The following is a 24,631-nucleotide window of genomic DNA, read 5'->3' as shown; positions in this document are numbered from 1 at the left end:
CTTTGCTTTTTTGCTAGTCGTGGCAAGACTTCTGCGAACTTCTGTGTCTAAATAAATATGCAAAAGTACACAAGAGAGGTTCGTCTAATTGCAGGTCTGTATTTATATCACACGGTTACAATAATTATTTATGCGTTTTTCAAAATAAAGTAAAGTGTGAATACATTGATGGATAAGTTATCAATTAATGCTACACAATTTATACCAATTGACAATCAGTATTTAGCATTACTATGTAAAATGGATATTCATCATTAAACTAAAACACAAAAACGCAGTTGTTAAATTTAGGGTTGCCCATTTTAATTTATGATAATCAACATGAAAGTATCACAAATGCTTTTTTAAGTAAATACCCTAATTAAGAATTATGTAATAAAAAAACTTTAATTGTCTAAATTATTTTTTACAAATTCTTGAATATAAGGATTGACAGTATCACTGATGGCAAAACGATAAGCTTTTCTCGGTAAACAGCGTTATACCCGATTTGTAAAAGAATTTCCCATAAATTTTTTGCTAGCTTAATTTAATAAAAATTAACTAGAAAAGTAAAGATGAAGATTTTTTGTCACCTTACAGCAATTAAGTATTATAAGTATTAAATGTATGAAGGAAAGACAATAACTGCCTTCAGTAAATCTACTTGTTTAATTAATATCGAGTCCATCAAATAGCTATGCATAAACAACCTCATCTTGCAACCAGGATGAGGTCATTTTATTTGACTAAGTAATTACTCGTATTGGATATTATGCAGGATTGACACTTAAATTTACCTGCACAATTATATCGTTGTAATCTTTGTCACCACCATTTGCCAAATCCTCAAAGCCAAAGGTGTTGTTTCCTAAAGTCCGAATGTGATCTGTCTTATCTGAGTTAGCACCCAAGAATGCAAAGTAAATATCCTTATTGCCACTGCTATTGAGAATCGCATCGGGAGTACCATCAACAATAATAAATGGTGCAAACAGAGAATCAGCCCCGAAAGTCCCAGTGGAATTTGCTGTCCCTTGGTTATTCACTGTCAAGTCAATGCCTGAAACACGCCCACGCACGGCGGCTTGGGCGTAACCATCCTGTCCAACGAGAATATCTGCTTTGCCATCACCATTAGTGTCAATGCCACCATTCTGATCAGCCACCTGATAAAAGCCCACATAGTTGTTGTAAGAAGCTTCTCTGTTGACTGCAAAGTTAGCTGTTACCGATTGTCCCACACCCTGTAAATCAATCAGTTCCCCTTGATACTGATCTTGCAGATCTGTACCTAAAGTTAGTTGTTGATCTGTTGGCTGAATCGTCACAACCAAATTCGGGAAGTTGAGAGAAAACCCTTCCTCTTCTGTGTTGTTATTTGTAACTGAGGAAAAAGTAACGCTTGAGAAAGAGCTTTTTCCAGACAGTACATCCTGAGTAGTGCTATTAGATACCAGATAAAATCTGAGTTTGGTATCAGAGTCAAATTCTAAGATGTTTGTCAGGTCGGCAGGATTAAAACCATTAGGCAGATTGCCAAGGGTAGAGAAAATCAGCTTGGAGCGCGAAAGAGCCGCTTGCGTATAGCCTTCTGCACCAGGGGCTATGCCGTTAATCCTACCTTGTTCATCGTCAACGGTAAATACACTCAGTTCATTCACCTCTTCGGAGGTGTTGGTTTTAATTTTGATTGAGAGTTTTCCTTTATCACCTTTAATGTTCTGCTTAGTCTTGACACTAAAGATATCGCCTGTAATGTTTGTCAGTAGAGAAGTGTCTTTAACGATCGCAAGTGTAAACACATCACTGGCTGTTTCTCCAGCAACATCCTGAACGGTAACTTTGATGTTTTTACTACCTACCTCCAGATTATCGGGAGTACCACTGAAAGTCCTGGTAGCAGAATCGAACTTCAACCCACTCGGCAGAGGCGTATCGTCCTCCAGAGTTGCAGTGTAGGTGAGGGTATCTCCAACATCTGGATCAGTGAAAGTGTCATCTGGTACAGTGAAGGTGAAGAGACTACCTACAGTGGCTTCTTGGTCTGCGATCGCCTTGGACAAAACTGGAGGATCGTTGACATTATTAACCGTGAGTTTAAACACATCACTGGCTGTTTCTCCACCAAGATCCTGAGCGGTAACTTTGATGTTTCTACTACCTACCTCCTGATTATCGGGAGTACCACTGAAAGTCCTGGTAGCAGTATTGAACTTCAACCCTGTCGGCAAAGGCGTATCGTCGGCCAGAGTTGCAGTGTAGGTAAGGATATCTCCGACATCTGGATCAATGAAAGTGTCATCTGGTACAGTGAAGGTGAAGAGTAAATCTTCAGTGGCTTGTTGGTCTGCGATCGGCTTGGACAAGAGTGGTGCTGTCATAATCTTAGTGATTAATACTTACTATTTATCAATGAATATCTTCGCCAAAAAAAGGGTATGCAAAAATCAGGCTGAAGTAGTAAAGTTATTATCTCTCACTATGACAACTCAAAAAGCACTCTTCATGCTCTGCCCGATATCTTATCACTGTTACACTAGCGCAGATCAACGCTACAACCGAAGCCAATACGGTTCAGTTAAGAATATTTGTAGTTGAACGAAGTCAAACCCAACAAACCCAACACCCAACATATTGTTGGGTTTCGTTCTTCAACCCAACCGACACATTTTCAATTTTTTGGGCTTAACCGAACCGTATTGCAACTTAAACCCCCAAACTAGGTTAATAAAACATGAGCCTTCAAAGAAAGGCATAACGAATGCCGTTCCTTAAAAGCTCACGTTAACTAATCAGGCGGACATGATATAACCCTGTCAGGCGGTAAGTAAGTTCGCAGTAAGCACAAAGCGTCCTTATTTTATCAGCACACTTTGTGCATACTACAAACCTCAAAACTAGCGTAAGCAAAGTACTAGGTGATTACAGTTGGCTGTTCCCGTCCTGTCAGTTCGCGGATCTGGGCTATCTCTTGGGCAATAGTGATTAAAGAAGCAAGTGCAAGCTGTGGATCAAGGTCATGTTTGCTGGGATCTGGCTCGTAGCTTTCTAGATAAACCCTTAAAGTTGCACCTTGAGTACCAGTACCAGAAAGTCGCACCACAATACGGGAGCCATCGGTAAAGCCAATGCGAACACCCTGTTGCTCACTAAGGCTGCCATCAACAGGGTCAGTATAACTAAAGTCATCACTATATTCAACTTGATAGTTACCGAATTGCTTGCCTTTAAGGTTTGGCAATAAAGAACGCAGTCTTTTTATTAAAGTATTGCCTTGTTCTGTCTGTATCTCTTCATAGTCATGGCGAGAATAATAGTTACGTCCATAAGTTTGCCAGTGTTCCCGGACAATCTGCTCAACAGATTGTTGCCGCACTGCTAGGATATTCAGCCAAAACAGCACAGCCCATAGCCCATCTTTTTCACGGATATGGTTAGAACCGGTACCAAAACTTTCTTCACCGCACAGAGTAGCTTTACCGGCGTCTAAGAGATTGCCAAAAAACTTCCAGCCAGTGGGTGTTTCATAAGATTCAATCCCAATTTGAGCAGCAACTCGATCTACTGCTTGGCTAGTAGGCATTGATCGCGCTACCCCAGCTAAACCCGCACTATAACCAGGAACTAACTTGGCGTTTGCGGCTAAAACTGCAAGGCTATCGCTAGGGGTGACAAAGAACTTACGCCCTAAGATCATATTGCGATCGCCATCTCCATCAAAAGCTGCCCCAAAATCTGGCGCATCCTCTGCGTATAAAATATCCACCAAATCATGGGCATAAACCAGATTTGGGTCAGGGTGTCCGCCGCCAAAGTCTTCTAAAGGTGTACCATTACGCACAGTTCCCACTGGTGCGCCCAAACGTTGCTCAAAAATGGCATGGGCGTATGGGCCAGCCACTGCATGTAAGGCATCAATACTGAACCGAAAATTTCCTTTTGTTAACAGTTGGTGAATCTGTTCAAAATCAAACAAGGACTCCATTAACTCTTGATAATCATGTACCGAGTCAATCACCTCAATTACCGTCTCTCCCAAATGTGATTCACCTAAAGTTTCTAAATCTACATCTGGTGCTTCCAGAATTTGGTAGCTATCAATGACTTTACTGCGATCGTAGATAGCCTCTGTCACCTTTTCCGGGGCTGGGCCACCATTGCTAATGTTATATTTAACACCAAAGTCACCATTTGGCCCACCCGGATTATGACTAGCAGACAAGATGATGCCACCAATAGCCCGGTATTTGCGAATAATAGCGGAAGTTGCAGGAGTAGACAAAATCCCTTGTTGACCAACTTTAATTCGCCCAATGCCATTGGCCGCAGCCATTTTCAAAATGATTTGAATGGCTTGACGATTGTAATAACGACCATCACCACCTAGGACTAGGGTTTGCCCACGCAAATCCCTTACAGAATCAAAGATGGATTGGATAAAATTTTCTAGGTAGTGGGGCTGCTGAAAAACCTTAACTGCTTTCCGCAGCCCGGAAGTACCAGGCTTTTGGTCGCTTAAGGGAGTAGTAGAAACTTTATGGATGTTCATAGATAACGTTTAACAAAGCATTTTTCTTTTACAGCTTTGCATAAATTCGTTACAAAAAAAATTGCCACATATATATAATTATCTACCCATCGATACGGTTCAGATAAGCTGGCGTTGCGGTCAGGACGGGCGCATCATGTCAACTAGACCATAGCACGGCACCAGACAAGCTTTGATATCGCCAGCCAGCACTGTGTTTGTCTGCTATTAGCCACCATCCCTCCATAAATTTAGTTCGCCATAAACATTAATGTCAAATCAGCAAAGTTGCCTTCTTCACTAAAATGATGATATATCATCAGGTAGGATATGACACTATATTTTCCTAGACGTAAATTTGTTTTGTATGGTTCAGCTACTTTTGCTACTAGCCTCTTCCTGAAAGCTTGCAAGAGCAATCAAAGCACGATACCAACAGTTAGTAGTAGGGAGGGTTTTAAAATAGCGATCGCACTCCCTGGAATGATCACTGATAAAGCTTGGAATCAGTCTGGTTACGAAGGCTTAAACCTAGCTAAACAAAAACTGGGTGTAGAAACTGCATATCTAGAACAAGTCGCTCAAGCAGATCAAACAGAAGCATTAACAGACTTTGCCCGCAAGGGTTATAATGTTGTATTCGCCCACGGTGGGCAATTTGATGCAGCTATAGAGCAAGTTGCCCCACAATTTCTCAATACATTTTTTGTAGGTGTAAATGGTAACAACAAGGCAGAAAATATTGCCTCTTTGCGAATAGATCATTTGCAAGGAAGTTATTTATGTGGCATTATTGGCGCGGCTATGACTAAATCTAATAAATTAGCTTATATTGCTGGAGAGGAATTTCCCGCTACCCAAGAAGAACTACGGGGATTTCAATTAGGAGCAAAATCAGTTAAGCCCAATATTCAAATTACTTCTACATTTCTCGGCGATTGGAATGACGTTGCTAAGGCAAAAGAAGCTACACTTGCGTTAATTTCTTCAGGTAATGATGTAATTTATCAATGGTTAGATAGTGCTTCACCCGCAGTTTTGCAAGCAGCTAGTGATAAAGGAGTTTATGCTTTTGGTAATACAAAAGACCAATTAGATGTTGCGCCAAAAGCAGTATTAACCAGTGCAGTAAAAAGGTTGGATATAGCAATAGCTTATATAGCAGTACTTGCAAAACAAAAACAACTCAAAGGACAAATATATTCTATAGGTTTAGAGAGAGCAGATATATTATATTTAGGTAAATTTGGGACAATCCTGCCGGAAACAGTTAAACAAAATGTTTTAAAAGTGAAACAGGAGATTGTCGATAAAAAAATTACCTTTAAAAATTGTCAGGAAGCAGGTAAAGATACACGCTGTGTCAACAAAGCATGAAGCTAAATGTATTTACGTTTAGAAAATATTAGTAAACGCTTTAACTCATTTATTGCTAATGAGAATATTACTTTCAGTGTTGATGCTGGTAAAATTCATGGTATTTTAGGTGAAAATGGCGCAGGTAAGACTACTGTAATGAATATTATTAGTGGTCTATATCAACCTGATAGCGGAAAAATTTATTTAGAAGACAAAGAAGTAAAAATTACTTCTCCAAATGAGGCAATAAAATTAGGTATAGGCATGGTATATCAACATTTTATGCTTGTACCTCAGTTAACTGTTACCGAAAATATTATCCTGGGGACAGAAAATAGTTGGTGTTTAAATATGCGGCAAAAACAACAAGATATTGCGGTTTTATCCCAAACTTATGGGCTAGAAATTGACGCCGTAGCTAAAGTAGAAAATTTACCAGTAGGGACACAACAGCGAGTAGAGATTCTCAAAGTTTTATATCGCCAAGCCCAACTATTAATTCTGGATGAACCAACAGCAGTTTTGACACTAAGAGAAGTAGAATTATTAATTAATATCTTGCGACAACTAGCGGCGGCTGGAAAGACGATTATTTTTATTAGCCACAAGTTAGAAGAGGTAATCAATCTCTGCGATACAGTCACAGTGTTACGACGAGGTAAGGTAGTTGCCACAAGGACAACTAAAGACACGACTTCTCAGCAATTAGCAGAATTGATGGTGGGGCGGGAAGTAGTTTTACAAGTGAATAAATCTTTATCTGTACCGGGGAAAGTGATAGCGTCGGTACAAAATTTGTCAGTTGCTAACGATAGGGGTATTCTAGCTGTTCACAATGTTTCATTTCAATTACAGGCTGGAGAAATTTTAGGAATTGCTGGTGTAGATGGTAATGGACAACGAGAATTAGCTGATGCGATCGCAGGTGTAAGAAGCATCAGTGGTAAAATTGATTTTAGTAGCTCCTCTACTAACCAGAGAATAGGTTATATTCCTGAAGATCGGCAAAAAATGGGTTTGGTATTGCAGTTTAGTATTGCCCAAAACTTGATTTTGAATGCTTTTAAAAACTTCCCATTTTGCCGTAATTTTTTATTACAACCACTAGCAATAAAAAATCATGCTCAAGTTGTCATGGAAGAATTTGATATTCGGGCGACTGGAGAAGATATCAAGGTAAGCCAACTATCCGGAGGAAATCAACAAAAGGTAGTATTGGCAAGAGAACTGGCAAGAGAACCAGATCTAATTGTAGCGATGCAACCCACGCGGGGATTAGATGTAGGGGCGACAGCCGCAGTTCATTCTCAGTTATTAGCACAACGCGATCGCGGTGCCGCAATCTTGTATATTTCTACAGAGTTAGAAGAAGTGATGGCAATGAGCGATCGCATTGCCATAATCTACAAAGGAGAGTTTGTTGCTATTTTGAATGCACAGACAGCGACAATAGAAGAAATTGGTTTATTGATGGGTAGAGGAATAGAAGGACGCAAAGACGCGGGGACATGATAAAAAGTCATTGGATTCGATTTCTACAGCTACCAATGCTATCACCGCTAATTGCGTTAGCGCAGCCCGCCTTTGGCATCGCCTCTGCTCTCATTGTCGGTGCTATGCTCATATTACTCGCTGGGGCAAATCCCATCACTGCCTACACAGCTTTATTTCAAGAATCCCTAACTACTTACTTTGGGTTTGGCAACACCCTCACTAAAATGACACCCTTATTATTCACCAGTTTAGGGGTATTAGTCGCATTACGGGCTGGTCAATTTAATATTGGTGGCGAAGGACAAATTTACCTTGGTGCGTTGGGTAGCGCTTTAATTGGGTTATATGTGCAAAGAATACCTGCTGTCATTCACATTCCCTTAGCACTTGTCGTAGGATTTCTCTTTGGTGCGGTTTGGGGTTGGATACCTGGTTATCTGAAAGCTGTGCGGGGAGTCAATGAAGTCATTACTACTTTATTACTCAATTACATAGCGATAAATTTAGTTAGCTACTTGGTGCAAAACCCCTTAAAAGCACCAGGCGCACCTAGTCCTTATTCACCATTAATTGCTAAAGAAGCACAGTTACCTGTTATTTTACCACAAAGTTTAGCCCATGCGGGCATAATACTTGCGTTAATGGCCGCCGTCCTCTTGTGGGTATTATTAGTGCGATCGCCTCTAGGATACCAAATCGCCGCCGTTGGTTTTAACCCCACAGCAGCCCATTACGCCCGAATTTCGGTCAAAAATACGATCATGCTAGTAATGGGGTTAGCTGGTGGTTTAGCTGGGTTGGCGGGTGCATCTGAGGTGATGGGGTTGAAGTACCGCTTATTTGAACAAGTGTCATCTGGTTATGGGTTTGATGCGATTGCGATCGCTTTTTTAAGTCGCGGTAGTATTGGTGGTGTAGTGTTAACTTCTTTATTTTTTGCCGCTTTGCGTAGCGGTGCCAATGTCATGCAACGTAGTGCTGGTGTGCCTGTGACTATAGTTTATGCAATTCAAGGATTAACTGTGTTATTCATTGCCATTAGTCTCGCTGTAGAAAGACGAATAAAAACGCAAAGTAACACTGAGGTTTGATGCGGAAGTTTCTCTGCAATACTCTCCCCTTCCCTTAGCGTTCCTCTGCGTTAAAAAAATAACTATGAATAATATTAACTTTTTCTCAGATTACTTAGTTGCTAGTTTAAGTTTATCAGTACCCCTGGCATTTGCTGCCCTTGGTGGAATGTACTCGGAACGGTCGGGGGTGCTAAATATTGCCCTCGAAGGGATGTTAATAACTGGTGCTTTTTCTAGCGCAGCCGCAACATTATATACTGGTAACCCTTGGCTTGGTATTATCTGTGCGTTGATTGCTGGGGGGTTAGTCGGTTTACTTCACGCTTTTATGTGTATCACTTTATATGTTAATCAGTTGGTATCAGGGTTAGCGATTAATCTAGTAGCTGCGGGGTTGACATCATTTTTAGCGCGGTTAGTATTTAATGGCAGTAGCACTAAAAGATTGCCAGGAATCGAGCCTATGGTCATTCCGGGTCTTGCAAATATACCTATACTTGGAGCTGTGTTGTTCCAGCAAGATGTTCTTGTATATGTACTGTTAATTATAGTTGCTCTCAGTATCTATATTCTCTTTTATACTAGCTTTGGGCTGACCTTGCGGGCAGTGGGGGAATATCCGCAAGCTGCTGCGACTGCTGGGCTTTCAGTATCAAGGGTGCGATATTTGGCTGTAGTAGTTAGTGGTTGTCTTGCGAGTTTAGGAGGGGCTGATCTAACTTTGGTGCAAATAAAATTTTTTACAGAAGGTATGAGCGCAGGTAAAGGATTTATTGCGATCGCTGCCTTAATTTTTGGTAGGTGGCATCCTTTAAGTAGTACTATGGCTTGTTTTTTATTTGGTGCTACGGAAGCTTTACAGTTAAGAATTCAAGCACTAGGCGCAAATATTCCTTATCAATTTTTAGTCATGTTACCATACGCGATCGCTTTATTTGCATTACTAGGATTAGCTGGTAAATCTATACCGCCCCAGGGGTTGGGTATCCCTTACTCGCCAGAAAATCAACAAGACAATTAGGGGCCTAATGAGCAGTGATTAGCTAATTTAGACAGCCTCAGTAGCGTTACAAGTACCCGATATAATTTTGAGAAATTAATTGAGACCTTCCCTAGTTCTACCCGATTGCTTTCTAAATTAAAAACTATCGGAGGCACAGAGGATATCAAATCTCAGATGCCGAACTGAAAATAAACTACACTTACTTTAAAGGAAGCAAAGACAATGATTAATCAATTGCAGAGAGAAGCGAATACTAGACTAAATGGAAACTGGGAAGAAGTTTTCTCTGAGCTAACCAAAGGTGATAATCTCAAAGAATCGATGTTGCTTGAGCGCATAATCGCAGCTAACTCTCAAGCAGCTCAGGCACAATATTTTCAAGAAACTGGGAAAAATGTTGATATGCCAACATCTGCTTTGCCAACATCTGCTTTGCCAACATTACTCAATAGCGGCGTAGCTACTCATGTTTTCTGGTGGGGATTCAACATTGAAATTAGCCATTCGGCTCTGAATTCATTTATCAATTCCGCCGATCCAATTAATACCGCCATCGATACTATTGGTGGCAGTACTACTGGTGCGGCTGCACCTTGGATTAAACTGATCGCCCTCTTTATTGCCGGAGCATTGAAATTACTTAAAACTCTTGATAAAGGGCGCGGTATTTATATCAGTATGAGTTGGTTTGCACCTGGAATATTTATTCCCACCTCTGTTTAAATGCTGAGGGAGTGAGAAGCGTCCACCAAACAAGATGTGGCGAGCTTTTTAGTACAATTACTTTTAGAAAAATTGTCTGGTTCTTGTACCATCAAACTGGAAAAGTTAAGCAGAAGTTGAGATTTTTCAAAAAAGGGATTGCTATTTCATTGTCAACGGTATCAGTATCTCCCATCGACTATTGGATTTTCCTCAAACCTCGGTACTTACACCGGGGTTTTTTGTTGTGGAGTACGTCATATCGTGTCCGGTGAAAGACTTATCATTATGACCGCACAGGGCAGGGAGAAAGAGGGTTTTCCGGTTTGTGCATAGATTACGGTAATTATAACTAATTAATCGGACATGATATCACTGATAGCGCAGCGTAAAGCCTTCTCTTCTCCTATCGAAGACGCTACGCGAATGCCTAGAGCAAGTATTTGAGTGTCACAGCCCATTAAAGTAGACATTGCTCCTTATCCTCTAATACTGTGTCCAAAATCCAAATATTTTCCTTCTCTGATTTCAACCAAGTTTTTGCAATGATTTATATTCAAATTCAGCAACGTTGAAATTTTACTTAGTTTGAAATATATTTTGTACCATTTTCCTATCTGCATTCGCTGCCGCCCTATCCAACTCTACAATCTCACTGGCGTCTAATTGCCAACCCAATGCACCAATATTCTCCCTCGCTTGTTCCACACTTTTTGCTCCAGGGATGGGAATGGTTCCTTTACAGATACACCAATTAATTGCTACCTGAGACATAGTTTTGCTTCTGGACTGTGCCACCTCTTGCAAACATGCCAAAAGCGATCGCATTCCTGGTAATATCTGCCTAAACAGCAGACCTCGGATGCCTTTGGGCAAAAGACCTTGCTCAGAGTATTTTCCTGTCAATAGCCCCAAAGCCAGAGGACTGTAGGCAATAAGTTTGATTCCCAACTCATCACAAAGGTCTTTGAGCTTTAGTTGAGTGACAGGATATGTAGACAACAAGGAGTATTGAACTTGCACAGTAGTAATAGGAACGCCTCGTTCAGCAAACTTTTTCTGCACTTGCTTAAGCCGTTTAGGCCCATAATTGGATAGTCCCACTCCCTTAACTAGTCCTTGCTCATATAAATCGGCAAGACCATCTAACAGCCCTCCCTCTTGCCAAGGAGCATAGTTTGCTGTAGACCAGTGCATCTGTACTAAATCTACGTTTCTTCCCAGGCGTTGGGCAGATGACTTGCAAGCCTCTACCATTGATTGACGTGTCCATCTCCACGGGTAAGCAGCAAGCTTAGTCGCAATACAAATATTTTCTTTGCCTAAACCTACATATTCTTGGCTGAATCGCCCCAGAAGTAACTCACTGCGACCATTCAATCTCCCAGTTCCGTAAGAATCACCTGTATCAAATAAAGTCACACCGTTGCTTACACAAAGGTTAAAGACGGCTTGCAACTGGTCATCCATACTTTCGTCATATCCCCAAAGCAGTTGGTTGCCCCAGGCCCAAGTCCCGCAGCCCATGCTTGGGAGTGTGAGTTTTTGGAGAGTCTGCATGTTTGCTCTCTATAAATTGCCTTATTAATTATCAGGCATATAGTCAGTAGACCGAAAAGTTTGGCGATGGCAACTCTACAAGAGGCTTTGTCACCAACGGGCGTAGCGATCGCTCTGTGGTAGATACTTGTAAATCTGATTGTTATCTAAAAAACCGTATTCTGTAAAGGGGACTGGGGATTGGGTGTCAAGTCGAAAATTATAGTGGTTGCTCATTACCCACCACCAAATTTTCAAAAACTTTTTTTCGGTACTTAGTATCCAGCAATGCACTGAGTTTTGACTACGTAAAAATCGAGTTTCAGCTACGCGGTAATCGAGCGGAGTCGAGATTCAACTGCCGCTTGTCGTTGTATCCCCAGTCCCAAAGCAGCGTCAGTGTGGCAGTGCGGGGACAGGGGTTCACCTGCGTAGAGCAACTGCTGTCCCCCACCAACTTTTTATGTATGGTGGGGCACTCCTTGCCGCGACTTATTGAGACATTTCCCTACAAATAGTTAAAAAATTGGGATTTTGAATTGATATTTTTTTGATGATATCAAAATTAAAACCCAGCAATAACTGCTGGGTTTTATATCTTAAAACGAGAAGGATATTGTTATTCCTTAAACCGATGCGAAGAGATTATTTTAAACTAACTTTGATTTCCGTTTCAGAAATGAACCAGCACTCACAACGCCGAACCCTAACAAGCCCAATATTGCAGTAGGTTCAGGGACACTAGCTAGCCTGTAACTATGGTTATCAGTTTCAAATGCTATACCAGTTGTACTGAAAACTACTTTATCAAAAGTCTCTCCTTTACTAGTATCTGCTAGCAAATTAACATAGAAATTATTTGCAGTACTAGTTTGATCGCCATTGGCTAAAGCGCCTTGAACAGAAGTGCCATTAAATGTTGCTAGTAGCTTACTTCCGCTATAGACAGAAACAGAGTTATAGGCGTCTATAGACCCCCAGTAGAACCCAAAGTAATCAATAGGATTACGAAAGGTAATAGTTTCATCACCACTTCCCGGAATATTTTGAATTCCTGAGGGCGCAACTGTTAAGTAATAGCTGTCATCACCCAAGGGAGCAGCATATTGATTAGGTATGCTTCCTTTGACAACTCCATTGCTTCCAGAGTAAGTAGCAAATCCATTTGGATCGGTTGCTGTTCCTGAATTGAAGTCGACTGTTTTAGTTCCTGGAGTACTAGTCTTTTGACCTTCTCCCATAACAGATGTAGAGTTTCCTAAAGTCAGGCTAACAGCGCCGGCTGGGTTAGCACTCATGAAAAAAACTGCTGTTCCAACTAAGGCTAATGATAGTTTTTGAAGAGTAAACATTGATTTATTTACCTACGCATTTGATATGCATAGCTTGGCATTTAAAATTAGAATCTGTGTAGTACTTAGAAGTTAATTTTACAAGAAAAATGTATTAATTGCATCAATTTGAAGATAGGAAAAAGCTATTGATGTTTCAAAAAATTAGATTTAATATCTGTGTACCTGACATCTTTATATCTTTATTGTTTCTTCATAAATAAGTTCTTAATAAGAACTTTAGTCCTGGATTTTTAAGCATGCCTTGTGGTAACTACGAACTTATCAAAATTAATGAGACAGACCACTAGAACATTGATTTAGTAATCAGGATAAAGTAGTAAACTACTCATTAGTGTTAGTAAAAAGTTTTGCAAAAATATAAAGATTGTGAACAACGGAGTTACGGCAGAAGTTACTAGGACATTATTGTATACGTTGTTTAATGTTTCAAAGTGCAAAAACCTATGTTTTAGCTTGTAACCAAATATTCTCTATGGGATTTTGTTCTGGATAATTAGGCGCAAAGCGAACGCAGTGTATTTTCCATTGATTGGATAGTAAGGTCTGATTAATCTCTTCTAAGAAACCTCAAATCTCTTTGGAGCAGTGATAAGTAGCGCCATCTCAGAAAATCAGCAATCGCTGATACCAGAATCATTTAACAAATCTAAGAGGGAGCAACGTGTTTCTGCACGATTGCTACCACAACGCCAACATCTTTACCTTTGATCAATAATGAGTCATGTGACTTATCACTGTTTAATGGAAAAGGATTGATTATGGCAGGTACATTAAACTTGGATAATTTATTTTTTTGAGTTCCCATAATCAGGTGAACATATGCTAAATTTTCAAACTTTGTTTGAATCAATACCAGGATTGTATATCGTCTACTCACTCGACTTAATGATTGTTGGGGGAAGTGATGCTTACTTCCGGGCAACAAAGACAAAACGAGAAGAGGTTGTTGGTCGCCATTTGTTCGAGGTTTTTCCAGACAATCCCGACGATCCAAATGCTACTGGAGTTCGGAATTTACGTGCCTCTTTAGAAAGCGTACTCAAGCATCGCCAGCCGCACACAATGGCAGTGCAGAAGTATGACATTCGCCGCCCTAAATCAGAAGGCGGTGGTTTTGAGGAGCGGTACTGGACGCCAACTAACTCGCCAGTCTTTGATGAAAATGGTGAAATGACGCACATTATTCACCGAGCCGAAGATGTCACCGAGTTTGTACGGATGCAGCAGCAGCGAAATGAGCAGCGTCAGTTGAATCAATCACTCCAGACTCGCATCGACCAAATGGAGATGGAAATTTATGCTAGAGCGCAGGAGTTACAAGAGGCCAACGAACAACTGCAAGCGGCAAATGAGGCATTGTTAAAACTCGATCGCGCCAAAACCGTTTTTTTCAGCAATATCTCCCACGAGTTTCGCACGCCTTTAACACTGATGTTGAGTCCGCTTGAAGACTTGTTACTCGACACTCAAGCTTCATTAGCGTCCCAACAGCGCGATCGCCTTGAACTCGTGCAGCGAAACGGACTCCGGTTGCTAAAATTAGTCAACGCACTGCTTGATTTTTCGCAACTAGAAGCGGGGCGAATGCAAGCCTCATATCAACCGATTGATTTAGCCGCATTGACAAAAGAGCTAGCTAGTGTATTTCGCTCGCTGATCGAACAGGCTGAACTACAGTTAGTGATTGACTGTCCCACCTTGCCTGAAGCAATCTATGTTGATCGCCAAATGTGGGAGAAAATTTTATTTAATTTACTATCGAATGCTTTTAAGTTTACGTTGACAGGAACCATCACTGTTCGATTGCGGCAAAATCACAATGCTGTGGATTTAATTGTTGAAGACACTGGTATTGGCATTCTGGAAGCTGAAATTTCGCACCTGTTTGAACGGTTTTATCAAGTCAAAGAGGTACAGGGAAGAAGTTTTGAAGGCTCTGGGATTGGCTTATGGCTCGTGCAAGAATTGGTGAAACTGCATGGCGGTATTATCAGCGTTACCAGCGTCTTAGGACAGGGCAGCAGATTTACAGTTTCCATTCCAATTGGGTACGCGCATTTACCACAAGAGCGGTTAAGTACCACTTGGACTACAGCATTAAACACACCCAGTGTCAACCCATACCTTGAAGAAGCTTCGCGCTGGCTTTTAGAAGAAGCAGGGAGGCAGGGGAGCAGAGGGGCAGGGGGGCAGGGAGGCAGAGGAGATATGGAGAAAGAAGGTAGTTTTGATACAGTGTTTTTCCCCTCTGCTCCTTCTGCCCGTATCCTCTTGGCAGATGACAACGCCGATATGCGCGATTACGTGCAGCGATTGTTGAGTCAACGGTATGAGGTTGAGGCAGTCGCCGATGGGATGGCGGCTTTGGCTGCAATCCAGACACACCGCCCGGATTTGATTCTCAGTGATGTGATGATGCCGGGGCTGGATGGGTATGAGTTGCTACATAAACTGCGGGCTGACCCCCAAACTAGAGAGTTGCCCGTGATTTTGCTATTAGTGCGGGCGGGCGAAGAGGCGCGTGTAGAAGGGCTGGCAGTTGGAGCCGATGATTATTTAATCAAACCGTTTTCGGCTCGTGAACTACTGGCTCGTGTTGAGTCAACCTTAAAACTGGTAGACATCCGCAAACAAGCTGCTCAGACACTGCAAGCCAGCGAACAGCAGCTTAAACTCGCCCTTAAGACCAGCAAACTCGGCTCCTGGCAATTCGATCTCAAAACAAACGTTCTGTCTGTTTCTGACCAATGCAAAATGAACTATGGTCTACCCATTGACGCTGATTTCTCGCACCAAGTTTTAATGGAGCGGATTCATCCAGAGGATCGGACTTGGGTGCAGGCGGCAATTCAAGACTCGATTACCAACTGCACTGATTACGATGTCGAATACCGCAATGTTTGGAACGATGGCAGTACGCACTGGGTAATCGTTCGCGGGCATCCGATGTACGATGAGGCGGGAAATCCTGAGCGTATGGTCGGGATATCAATGGATATTACCAATCGCAAACAAGCCGAAGTTGACTTACGGGAAGCCCATGTGCAATGGGAGGCTGCTTTAGCAGCAGGAGCCATTTACACGTGGCGGTGGAAGATTCCTGAGAATCTGGTGATCGTGAATGCAGCCTTTGCTCACTTGTTTGGCGTTGACCCTGTGGAAGCAACCATCGGTTTGCCGATCGAACTGTTTGTACGAGCAATGCACGAAGAAGACCGCCCACGGACAGTCGCTGCAATTAACCAGGCGATTGCAACTGGGGAAGAATATTTTAGTGAGTACCGCGTTTATACGGCGACAGGCGAGGAGCGCTGGCTTGCCGCACGCGGTCGAGTTGAATATGCTGCTGATGGCAGACCGATCGCTTTTCCTGGGGCACTGGCAGACATTACTGAACGCAAACAAGCTGAATCCGCTTGGCAACAGATTTCTGCCGAACTCGAACGACAACTGCGAAAATTTGACGCGATCGCCTCTTCCGTACCTGATTTTATTTACACCTTCGATTTGTCGGGACGGTTCACTTACGTCAATCAGCCGTTGCTCGACCTCTGGCAAAAAACTTTGCCCCAAGCCCTCGGCAAAAACTTTTTTGACCTAGATTATCCAACCGATTTAGCAACTACACACCAAAGGCAGATTCAGCAAGTCATCGAGACGCGCCAACCGCTCAAAGATGAAACGCCGTACACAAGTGCATTTGGCACACGCGCCTATGAATACATTTTCGTCCCACTTTTGAGTCTAAATGGGATGGTCGAAGGAGTGGCAGGTGTGACACGAGACATCACCGATCGCAAGCAAATTGAAGCGACCGTGAAAGCAAGCAACAAACGGCTGAAGCTGCTTTCAGAAGTTGCCAACGATCTGTTGGTCAACGAAGATCCCAAGGTATTTTTAGCTAGTTTGTTTGAAAAAATTTCGACTTATTTGGGACTGGAAGTTTACTTTAATTACTTGTATCAAGAAGACCAGCAACGCCTTGAACTTAATACCTATGGCGGCATCTCAGAAGATATTGCTAAGAGAGCTAAATTTTTGGAGTTAGGGCAGGGGGTGTGTGGTTATGCGGTGCAACATCGCCAGCCAGCTATCGTTGAAAATGCCCTCTCAACCACCGATCCACTCGCCCTTTTAGTTCAATCAATCGGTATCAGAGCTTATGCTAGTCATCCGTTAATCGTGGGCGATCGCGTTTTAGGCACTCTGGGACTGGGAACTCGTCAACGCGATCACTTTACCCGCGACGAACTCGAGCTCATGCAAACAGTAGCCAATCAAGTAGCTGTTGCCTTAGAGCGATCGCGCTTAATTGCAGAGCTACAAGCACGAGCCGAAGCGTTAGATCGAAGTAATCGCATTAAAGATGAGTTCTTGGCGGTTCTTTCCCACGAACTGAGAACGCCCATGAATCCAATTCTGGGATGGTCACAGCTGTTGCAGAAAGGAAAGCTGGATGCCCAAAAAACGAATGCTGCGATCGCCACTATTGAGCGCAACGCCCAGCTTCAGGTGCAACTCATTGATGACTTGCTGGACATTTCCCGGATTCTGCGTGGCAAAATGAGCTTATCAACCTCACCCATTGACCTCAATACAGTAATCTCAGCCGCGCTGGAAACAGTTCAGCTAGCCGCAGAAGCCAAGTCAATCCAAATTCAGACAATCGTCTCGCCCGTTCTGGGTGTAGTAGTCGGGGATGCTGGGCGATTGCAGCAAGTCGTGTGGAATCTGCTGTCGAATGCCGTTAAATTTACAGATAATAAGGGACAAATCACGATTGCCCTATCTCAAGCTGAAAATCACGCCCAAATTCAAATCACTGATACTGGAAAAGGAATTAGTGGCGGCTTTCTGCCCTACGTGTTTGAGCATTTCCGGCAAGAAGATAGCGCAACCACCCGCAAATTTGGCGGACTTGGGTTGGGATTGGCGATCGTGCGCCAAATTGTGGAAATGCACGGTGGAACAGTCACAGTAGACAGTCCTGGTATTGGACTAGGAGCGACATTTACAGTTAAAATTCCGCTTGCACCTCAGTTAACTCAAGCACCAAGCTTGAATCAATCCCCCGTCAACAAGACTGATTTGAGCGGCATTCACATTTTAGTCGTTGATGATGAAACGGACTCGCGGGACTTCATCGCTTTTGTTTTAGAACAAGATGGGGCGATCGTCACTGCTGTTGCGTCTGGGACTGAGGCGCTGCAAGTGATCGCTCAATCTATTCCCAATATCATCATCAGTGACATTGGGATGCCACAGATGGATGGGTATATGCTAATGCGGCAAATTCGTGTCCTTGGGCTTGAGCAAGGCAGACAAATTCCCGCTATTGCTTTAACAGCTTATGCCGGAGAAGTTGATCAAAAGCTTGCGATCGCCGCCGGATTTCAACGTCACCTCGCCAAACCCATCGATCCAGAAGTTTTGGTGGCGATCGTTGTTGAATTAACGTGAGTTCGATGGCGAATCACAGAACCAAAAAGCTTGCCATGAAAGGAACAAGAACAATTGGGTAGAACGATGACAAAGAATTATTGAGAATGGGTTAAAATAACACATTATTTGATGCAGAGATTTATTTTACTATCGGCTGTGTTGCTTGAAATAGCGTTAACTCTCTCTTAATTTATGGTTCAAAATTCTTCTCAAATTCTGATTTCAAGTATACTTGCGATTGTTCTATTGAAAAGGAATATGAATCAAACAGCACTAAGATAAGCTGTCAATCAAACAAAGATAGATTCATAAATCCGGTTCTGGACTCTCAAATTTCCCTGTTGCTTGACTACTAGCCCTGACAAAAGTAATTCTCTTTCTTCTGGACTATCAATTGCAACAATTTCTCCTTGAGCCAAAATTTGTCGATAAAGTTCTAGTAGCCGAGCCGATTGTTTACTTTTAAGAAGGCGGTTACGAATGCTTCTCAAATGCTCTGGTTCATCCTGTGATTCCCAATTCTCTATTACCGACCTTCGCACCAAATTTTCAACCCATTCGGCTTCTCTGTTGGTAGGGATAGGAGAGGAAGAATTGCGGATGAGTTTACAAAGCTTTTGAGTTAAAAAAGGCTGGCCACTAGTCCAGGCTAATACTTCTTTTAAAACTGTTTGAGGATTTCTCACTTTCTCACTCAATCCCTGAAGTAAAGGTTGTGCTTCATGCTCTTTAAAGCCTTCCAATTGAATAGTCTGACCGATATTAAAAGGCGTTCTTTGGTGGTCAGTAATTAAGTCGTTACTCCTAGCGACTCCAAAAAAAGCAAAGGTTAAACGTTGATACTCTGGATTAATACTGCGCTGATTATAGCAAGAGCGAATCAACGCAAAAAAGTCATTAACTGGGAAATTCAAACCCAAGAAGCTATCAATTTCATCAATAAAAACTATCAGTTTTTTAGAAACAGCATCATCTGTTTGAGCAACTTCAACTAACAAAACTTCTTCAATAAATTGACTCAATCTCTGTACTGGAGAAATATCTCCTTGATCTTGCCACCAAGTTTTTAAATTAACTTTTCTTAGTAAACCAAAACTTCGCCATAGCTCTACTGTCAAGCCTTTATACCATTGCTCAGGCGTGACGTTTTCGCTACCAATGCGGGTTAGATCGATCGCCCCGCAGCTAAATCCCTCGTGCTGGAGATGGTGTATCATGCGTACCATCAAGCTTGACTTGCCCATCTGCCGAGGATTGAGAATGTAACAAAATTCCCCGCGCTTCAACGCCTTGTAGAGATAACGGTCTGCTGAACGCACAACATAAGTGGGAGCATTCATCGGCAAACTTCCTCCCACTTGATAGTCAAAGGTAGAGGGTTGGTCAGCACTTTTAAGTAACTCGTTTTCAAAGAGCAGTTCGGCTTGGGTGGCTTTGAGAATTTCTAGGGTTTGTGAGAGTTCTTGAGTGCGCTCTTCTACCCTCAGCTCTAGATTTCGGTTATAATCTTCTAACTGTCCGTAGAGACGGGCATTTTCAATGGAGATAGCAGCTTGAGCAGAAAGAATTCTTAAAACTTTAATGCGATCGCTGGTAAATGCGTCTGTGGTTAAATTATTTTCTAAATATAAAATACCGCTTAGTTTGCCTTGATGTAACAAAGGAGTACAGAGAATCGATTTTGGTTGAGTAGCGACGATGTAGGGATCGCGGATAAACTGTTCTTCTTCAGTAGCGTTATTAAGAACTACATTTTCTTGAGTACGGACAACATAGTTAACGATCGCAACTGGTAGGATAGATGTCTGCGTATCGCCATCTATACAGTCAATGGGAAGCGATGCTCCCACAGGGAGCCGCCCCTTGGGCGATCGCAGTAGAGTCACGTCATCAGAATCTACTATCCCTTCAGCTTCAATCACCCATTTATGATCTTTTTCTAGTATCAGAAAGCCTTTTTGAGCACCGCCATTTTGAATTACTGTTTTCATTAACTTAGCCAGCAGTTGGTCTAGTTTAATTTCACTAGCTAATATTTGAGAAGCTTTGGTAACTGTGACGATATCAAGGGCTTGAGGATTTGTACTAGCAGTAGATTCAGTTGTATTAATACTTTGGTTTTCTTTTCGGTCGTTTATATCCATTAGAAACTGCGGATACTCCAATTCTAAGGCTTGAACTTTGACTTTTGCACCCCAGCGACTGTAACAATGATAAGCATTTCTTAGATATAGTCGTCCTATTTCTTCTCTACCCAGAGAGAGATAAAATTCTGCTGCGCGTTCGTAAGCTATGGCTTCTTCGTGAATAAATTCATATTTTTTAGCACCTTGAATTGCTTTTTCATAAAGTTCTTGAGCTTGCCAATTTTCTCCCAATACTCGCGCTTTTTCTGCTTCTACTAAATCGTATTTATTTTGAAAGTTAGCGGGGCAATGACCAGCCCATATTTTCATATCCTCTTGATTTTTTTCGACTTGCTCTAATATTTCTTTTTGCTGTTCTAAAGCGCAATTAGGATAATAACATAGGAAAGAGATAGAAGAGTAGAAATTATGTTGTGGTGTTGGTAAATATGAAGCACAAGCATTTCTATATTTATATGAAATAATGCTACAATCTACACTTTGTCCGTATTTTTTTGTGAAAAAAAATACTATTATCTTAGCAAAATAAAAAATAAAAAGTAACCATTCGTTGTTACTTTTTGTAAGAAAACTTAAACCTTCTTTTTCTTCTTGTTCATTGGTACCAATAATATAAAAACGTCGATCATTTTTGTTAAGTAAGTTTATTACAATGTTCTTACATATTTCCATGTAAACAATAGAGTAATCATGTTTTATTTTTTTCAATAATTGAGTATATTTTTGATAATTGATTTCAATTTCTGGTAAAAAATCACCTTGAAAAAATTTTATTAAACAGTAGCTAATTGCTATATAGCAAGCATACTCATTATTTCCTGTATCTATACCTTTTTGAATATTACTTAATAATTTTTCTTGGACAAATTTATTTCTTAAAAATTCTTTCCAGTGCCATAACATTCCATAATATACATGCACTACCAAAGTTTCTAATTTTTGTAAATTAAACTTATTTTGTAAGTTGATAGAAAGTTTACCATATTTATATCCTAAATCAATATCCTGAATTTTTCCTGACAATAGCATTCCATAACAACTATAAATGCTAGGAGCTTGGGGAGGATTACCATATTTAATACAAAGATTAATTTGAATTAATATAATTAAAATAAATAAGCGAAAATTTATAGTTGAAATAGAAGTAGTAATATGCTGTAGGATTGATATAGCTGCAAGTTTATCTAGTGCAAACATATTAGGCAGTTCTGCTAAATCTTCAATAGATTTATTCTCTAATTCTTTTTGAAGATATTCTTTTTCTTGACTAATTTGCTTCTCTATCTCATCTATTTTACGAGGAATATATATCTCTAATTCTGCTAAAAATTCTAGAGCAATTTTTATTGATTCATTTTGCTGAAGTTGAGCATAATATGATAATATTTTTAACTCGTAAACTTTTACCCTATCTTGAACATCCTGAGCTTGCTGAATAATAACTATCGATAACTCTTTAACTCGCTCAAACTGTCCACTCAAGTAAAGTAATTCTAAGGTTTCTTTATGAATTTCTAAAGTTAATTTATACTCTTGCTGCCAGCTATTTGATAATAATAATCTTAACCCAATCTCTAAATATCTTATAGCAGGCTGATAAGCTGTTGAGGCTTTTGCTTTTTTCCCAGCTTGCAAATTTAATTTAGCTAATTCATATTTTTCAGATTGCTCGATAATTAGTTCATGTCCTTCATTTAATTGATTAACAATAGCAAAAATATTTTCGTCTAACTGATCTTTTTGAATATTTTTTAGAAGTAAACGACCGACTTGCAAATGAACTAATTGTTTATCATCATCCGGAATCAAAGCATAGGCTGCTTGCTGAACTCGATCATGCAAAAATTTATAGGGAATATAGTTAGAAATTTTTGGAGTAAAAGCATCAGATATTTCTGAAGTATTTTTTGATATTTCTTCTTGATTCCAAAGTAGAGGTATTTTATAGTCATTGCTTAGAGATAAAATCAAGCCTTCTTCTAATGCTGGCTGAAGTTCTCTAGCTGTAGTTACTTGAGATTTATTGTTGACAACTGAGATAACTTCTAAACTAAATTGGTTGCCAATACAGGCTGCTAATTGTAAAACTTTTTGAGTTTTTTCATTTAGTCTAGTAATTTTGTTGATAGTTAGTTCAACGACATTATCAGTTATCCCTACTCTTTTGATTTCTTCAATATCCCAGTGCCAACAATTTTTATCATAGTCAAATGACAAAATGTTTTCTTTATACAAAAAATGGAGTAATTGAGTTAAGAAAAAGGGATTACCTTGAGTTTTATTATTAACTAAGTCTGCTAGAGATTTTGATTTTTCTATCGAGTAATTTAAAGTATCAGCAATTAATTGATTGATATATTCGATTTCTAATGGTTGCAGCGAGATATTGTTGACCCTAGCACCGTCTTTTTTAATTTGCTCTAAGGTTTGTATCAAAGGATGAGTTGCATCAACTTCATTATCTCGGTAGGCCCCAATTATCAATATATATTGGCTGTCAGGATCAGTTATTAATAACTCAATTAACTTTAAAGATGCTAAATCCGCCCACTGTAAATCATCTAGAAAGATAACTAAGGGATGTTCTTTTTTGGTAAAAACACCAATAAATCTTTGAAAGAATAAGTTAAATCGATTTTGAGCCTCAGTTGCTCCTAATTGCTCGGCTGGCTGCTCTTTGCCGATAATCTGCTCCAACTGAGGAATGACATCGATGATAACCTGAGCATTAGGATTCAAGGCTGCTAAAAGTTCTCGTTTCCAAGTTTGTAGTGCTGCTTCAGATTCGGTAAGTAACTGTCGTATTAAGTCTTGAAAAGCTAAAGCGATCGCCGCATAAGGAATATCTCGCTGCAACTGATCGAATTTTCCGCTAATAAAGTATCCTCGCTGACGTAATATTGGTTTATGAACTTCATTAACCAAGGCAGATTTGCCAATTCCTGAATAACCAGAAACCAGCATTATCTCACTGCTACCTTGACTGACTCGCTCAAAAGTAGTTATTAGTTGTGTGACTTCTTCTTCCCTACCATAAAGCTTTTCAGGAATGACAAAGCGATCGCAAATATCCTGAGTTGCTAAACAAAACTCGTCAATTTGCCCTAAACTCTCTAAGCGAGCGCGACAGGTTTCCAAGTCGGCTTTGATTCCCCAGGCACTTTGGTATCGTTCTTCTGGGGTTTTTGCTAACAATTTCATCACAATGTCTGAAACAGCCTTAGGTACTGGTTGAGACGTTAAATTTAACGTTTCTACAAGTTCATGTGGGGGAACAGGTTGTTGAGCAATATGACAATGAACTAATTCTATAGAGTCAGTGGTTGCAAAAGGTAGTTGATTAGTCAGCAATTCGTAGAAAGTAGCACCCAAGGAATAAAAATCGCTGCGGTAATCTATTCCTCGATTCATTCTTCCAGTTTGCTCTGGAGCAATATAAGCTAAAGTTCCTTCTAAGCGATCAAGATTGCCAACTGTCTGATTTTCCCGAGATAAACGAGTGGAAATGCCGAAGTCAATAATTTTGAGTTGTTCGGTTTCTGGGTTATAAACGATATTAGAGGGGTTAATATCTTTGTGGATAATATTGGCAGCGTGAATATCAGCCAAATTTTCAGTAGTTTTGATAGCAATATAGAGAAATTCTTTGAGAGTAAATTGGCGTTCAAGCATTAACAATTTTAAAGATTCACCACCAAAATCCTCTAAAAACATGACTAAACTATTTTCATATCGCTGCAAATTGTACGCTTTAATAACTCCATCGGTATTTAAAGAGCGGGTCACTTCATATTCCTGCTTGTATCGAGTCAATTCTGAGGGAGTCGGGTAGTTTTCTTTAAGAATCTTTAAAATAACTGGTTGATGCTCGGGCTTGAGAATGGCTCGATAGACTAATGAATTAGCACTTTCATAGATTTTTTGAATAATTTGATAATCTTTCATAGTCTTCATAAAAAAATTATTATAACTACAATTTTTTTGTGTTTTATTCTCAATTCTGAAGT

General features: G+C 40.6%; 12 protein-coding genes and 1 pseudogene. 6 read left to right on the top strand and 7 right to left on the bottom strand.

Annotated features, from left to right (window positions below):
- Positions 1-752 precede the first annotated feature (752 nt).
- Positions 753-2,363: a putative Ig domain-containing protein gene (locus V7L20_RS31205; RefSeq protein ID WP_334747794.1), complete on the bottom strand. Its 1,611-nt coding sequence runs from the start codon at positions 2,361-2,363 to the stop codon at positions 753-755.
- Between the two features lie 533 nt (positions 2,364-2,896).
- A complete protein-coding gene (locus tag V7L20_RS31200; RefSeq protein ID WP_334747793.1) occupies positions 2,897-4,531 on the bottom strand; it encodes an alpha-D-glucose phosphate-specific phosphoglucomutase in 1,635 nt (544 codons plus the stop codon).
- A gap of 309 nt (positions 4,532-4,840) precedes the next feature.
- Between V7L20_RS31200 and V7L20_RS31195 the strand changes: the two genes are divergently transcribed.
- The 5 genes from V7L20_RS31195 (at position 4,841) to V7L20_RS31175 (ending at position 10,162) form a co-directional block, all read left to right on the top strand.
- Entirely contained in the window at positions 4,841-5,887 is a 1,047-nt protein-coding gene (locus V7L20_RS31195) for a BMP family protein (protein WP_334747792.1), read from the top strand.
- A gap of 6 nt (positions 5,888-5,893) precedes the next feature.
- Entirely contained in the window at positions 5,894-7,381 is a 1,488-nt protein-coding gene (locus tag V7L20_RS31190) for an ABC transporter ATP-binding protein (RefSeq protein ID WP_334747791.1), read from the top strand.
- 35 nt (positions 7,382-7,416) lie between these two features.
- Positions 7,417-8,454 carry an ABC transporter permease gene (locus V7L20_RS31185; protein ID WP_442943666.1) on the top strand — a complete coding sequence of 346 codons (1,038 nt, stop codon included), beginning with the start codon at positions 7,417-7,419 and terminating at the stop codon, positions 8,452-8,454.
- 64 nt (positions 8,455-8,518) lie between these two features.
- Positions 8,519-9,457, top strand: a complete 939-nt coding sequence (locus V7L20_RS31180) for an ABC transporter permease (protein WP_334747789.1) — start codon at positions 8,519-8,521, stop codon at positions 9,455-9,457.
- A gap of 204 nt (positions 9,458-9,661) precedes the next feature.
- Positions 9,662-10,162, top strand: coding sequence for a hypothetical protein (locus V7L20_RS31175; RefSeq protein WP_334747788.1), 501 nt, complete (start codon positions 9,662-9,664; stop codon positions 10,160-10,162).
- Between the two features lie 558 nt (positions 10,163-10,720).
- On the opposite strand, the gene V7L20_RS31170 is transcribed toward V7L20_RS31175, so the two are convergent.
- From V7L20_RS31170 to V7L20_RS31155, 4 genes and pseudogenes are all read right to left on the bottom strand, one after another.
- Positions 10,721-11,701: an aldo/keto reductase gene (locus tag V7L20_RS31170; RefSeq protein WP_334747787.1), complete on the bottom strand. Its 981-nt coding sequence runs from the start codon at positions 11,699-11,701 to the stop codon at positions 10,721-10,723.
- Positions 11,702-11,791: 90 nt separating this feature from the next.
- On the bottom strand, positions 11,792-11,917 hold the full coding sequence (locus tag V7L20_RS31165; RefSeq protein ID WP_334747786.1) for a hypothetical protein: 126 nt from the start codon (positions 11,915-11,917) through the stop codon (positions 11,792-11,794).
- Positions 11,918-12,330: 413 nt separating this feature from the next.
- Positions 12,331-13,032: an Npun_F0296 family exosortase-dependent surface protein gene (locus V7L20_RS31160; RefSeq protein WP_334747785.1), complete on the bottom strand. Its 702-nt coding sequence runs from the start codon at positions 13,030-13,032 to the stop codon at positions 12,331-12,333.
- Positions 13,033-13,479: 447 nt separating this feature from the next.
- A pseudogene (locus V7L20_RS31155) lies at positions 13,480-13,659 on the bottom strand (IS630 family transposase); the annotation flags it as partial.
- 195 nt (positions 13,660-13,854) lie between these two features.
- On the opposite strand from V7L20_RS31155, the gene V7L20_RS31150 reads away from it, so the two are divergent.
- On the top strand, positions 13,855-18,495 hold the full coding sequence (locus V7L20_RS31150; RefSeq protein WP_334747784.1) for an ATP-binding protein: 4,641 nt from the start codon (positions 13,855-13,857) through the stop codon (positions 18,493-18,495).
- A 272-nt stretch (positions 18,496-18,767) separates the two neighbouring features.
- Here the strand turns inward: V7L20_RS31150 and V7L20_RS31145 are convergent, their stop codons facing one another.
- The gene (locus tag V7L20_RS31145; protein ID WP_442943665.1) at positions 18,768-24,578 is read right to left on the bottom strand and encodes an AAA family ATPase; all 5,811 of its coding nucleotides are present in this window, start codon (positions 24,576-24,578) and stop codon (positions 18,768-18,770) included.
- Positions 24,579-24,631: the final 53 nt, after the last annotated feature.

Origin of the sequence: Nostoc sp., from assembly GCF_036916735.1 — a bacterium.
In the GTDB taxonomy this organism is placed as follows: domain Bacteria; phylum Cyanobacteriota; class Cyanobacteriia; order Cyanobacteriales; family Nostocaceae; genus Nostoc.
This window is presented reverse-complemented; position numbering and strand designations above follow the sequence as displayed.